Below are 2,088 nucleotides of genomic sequence, written 5' to 3'. Positions count from 1 at the left end.
GCCGTGCGCGCCGGCGCGCTCGGCCGGCTCACCGTCGAGAAGGCCGACGGCACCTCCGTGCTCGCCGCCGGCAATCCCGTCGCCGAGGCACTGGCCCGGTCCGGCTTCACCCTGACCCCTCGCGGCTTGCGTTTGCGCCGCTGAGCGCCGCCCGTGGCGGGGTCGTGTTGATGGCCTCGTGGAATCCGAGGGTCGGCCACGCCGAGACGGCAGAATGCTGCAATGCCCGAAGGTGACACGGTCTGGCGCACCGCCGAGCGCCTCCACCGGGCATTGGCCGGTCAGCCGCTGACCGCGCTCGAACTGCGCTGGGGCGATCTGGGGGCGCTCGACCTGTTGCCGGCGACGACCACCGCCGTCCGTGCCCGCGGCAAACACCTGCTCCACGAGCTGGACTCCGGCGTCACGATCCACTCGCACCTGAAGATGGAAGGCAGCTGGCGGATCGCCGCGACGGCCGAGGTGACCCGACGGACCCGCGCGAATCCGCAGCTTCGCATCCTTGCCGAGACGGCGGCCTGGAGTGCCCTCGGATTGCGCCTGGGACTGGTCGAGGTATGGCCGTCCTCCGAGTCTGCCACCCGGCTCGCCTACCTCGGCCCGGACATCCTCGGCCCTGACTGGGACCCCGAGAGTGCCGTGGCGAACCTCCACCGCCAGCCGGCAACTGCCATCGGCGTGGCCCTGCTCGATCAGCGCAATCTCGCCGGAATCGGCACGTTCTGGGCCGCGGAAGCCCTGTTCCGCTACCGACGCAACCCGTGGACGGCCGCCGTCGAGAGCACCCGCGACGATCTTGAGAGTCTGGTCGAGTGGACGCAGGGAATGATGCGCCGTAGCGCCGCTACCGGCCACCAGACCTCGACCGGGCGGACCGAACGCGACGCCACGGCATACGTCCATGGCAGATCGGGACGACCCTGCCGCCGGTGCGGCACAACGGTCCGGGTCGCCCCTCTCGGTCAGGCACCACGCGCGCGCGTGTTCTTCTATTGCCCGTCCTGCCAAGGCGGCCTCGCCCCGACCGACGAGGGCACCACCCAGGTGCCACTCGGCGCCAGCGGCGTCAAGTCACCCCGCCGGCGCCGCTAGGACGAGTAGCGACAAGCCACCGACGTGACGGGTCCCCGCGAAGTACCGGAGCGACGAGGGCGCGAGGACACGTCGTGGGGTGGCCTAGGCGAGCACGGCGAACTGCGTTGTCTCGCGGCTCTTGCGGTCGGGGAACGCCTCCCGGCGAGGGCTCTCCGCGAGCCGTCAGGCCGCGGAGGCGGAGACGCCGCGGCGGGCGGGGGTGACCGGGAGGGTCGGGACGCCGGCGGCTTCGGCCTCGGCGCGTGCGACGCGCAGGCTGACATCGCTCAGGACGTCGGACAGGGGGACGCCGAGGGCACCGCATACGGAGGTCAGCAGTTCGGACGAGGCTTCCTTCTGGCCACGTTCGATCTCGCTGAGGTAGCCGAGGGAGACCGAGGCGGCCGCCGAGACCTCGCGCAGGGAGCGGCCCTGGGCGGTGCGCTCTTCGCGCAAGGCTTCGCCCAGCTCACGCCGAAGCAAGATCATCTGGGCTCCTCATCGTCTCGTCGCTTGTGGGGAAAGATAACGGTCGCGACCGACACCGGTCACGAGGGTGGGTCCTCGAGCGTGTCGAGCACCGCCTGGAGTGCTGCAGCCACCGTATCCGACCGGATCTGTGTCCGCGACCCCGATAGGGCAAGTTCGCGCACCCGCTCACCCCGGGGGCCAGTAGTGGCAACAAAGACGGTGCCCACAGGCTTCCCGTCGGCTGGGTCCGGGCCTGCCACCCCGGTCGTCGCCACCGCGAGGGCACAGCCCAGCACCCGCCGGGCCCCGCGGGCCATGGCCAGCGCGACGTCGGGATCGACGGCGCCGCGCTCGGCGAGCAGCCGGGAGTCGACGCCCAGCACGCTTGCCTTGACCTGCGTCGCATAGGACACGATGCCGCCACGCACGACCGTCGATGCACCGGGCACGCCGGTCAGGGCGTGGGCCACGCCGCCACCGGTGAGGGACTCGGCGGTGCCCAGCGTGGTGGCGGTGTGCCGTGCGCGTGCGATCACCCGCGCC

Annotated in this window: 3 protein-coding genes; 1 reads left to right on the top strand and 2 read right to left on the bottom strand. The window is 71.9% G+C overall.

Features of this window, described 5'->3' with window-relative positions; all coding sequences use genetic code 11:
* The first annotated feature begins 222 nt into the window (after positions 1 to 222).
* On the top strand, positions 223 to 1,092 hold the full coding sequence (locus tag BN11_RS16495; protein WP_048699446.1) for a DNA-formamidopyrimidine glycosylase family protein: 870 nt from the start codon (positions 223 to 225) through the stop codon (positions 1,090 to 1,092).
* Positions 1,093 to 1,257: 165 nt separating this feature from the next.
* On the opposite strand, the gene BN11_RS16490 is transcribed toward BN11_RS16495, so the two are convergent.
* Positions 1,258 to 1,563 carry a helix-turn-helix domain-containing protein gene (locus BN11_RS16490; RefSeq protein ID WP_048699445.1) on the bottom strand — a complete coding sequence of 102 codons (306 nt, stop codon included), beginning with the start codon at positions 1,561 to 1,563 and terminating at the stop codon, positions 1,258 to 1,260.
* 59 nt (positions 1,564 to 1,622) lie between these two features.
* Positions 1,623 to 2,088: CinA family protein (locus BN11_RS16485; RefSeq protein WP_048699444.1), on the bottom strand; the 466-nt coding region annotated here is incomplete at its 5' end.

This window comes from Nostocoides australiense Ben110 (assembly GCF_001050535.1).
GTDB classification, from domain to species: domain Bacteria; phylum Actinomycetota; class Actinomycetes; order Actinomycetales; family Dermatophilaceae; genus Nostocoides_A; species Nostocoides_A australiense.
This window is presented reverse-complemented; position numbering and strand designations above follow the sequence as displayed.

Coding starts and splice junctions, on each gene's coding strand:
- BN11_RS16495 (WP_048699446.1), top strand. CDS start 223: ATGCCCGAAGGTGACACGGTCTGGCGCACCGCCGAGCGCCTCCACCGG.
- BN11_RS16490 (WP_048699445.1), bottom strand. CDS start 1,563: ATGATCTTGCTTCGGCGTGAGCTGGGCGAAGCCTTGCGCGAAGAGCGC.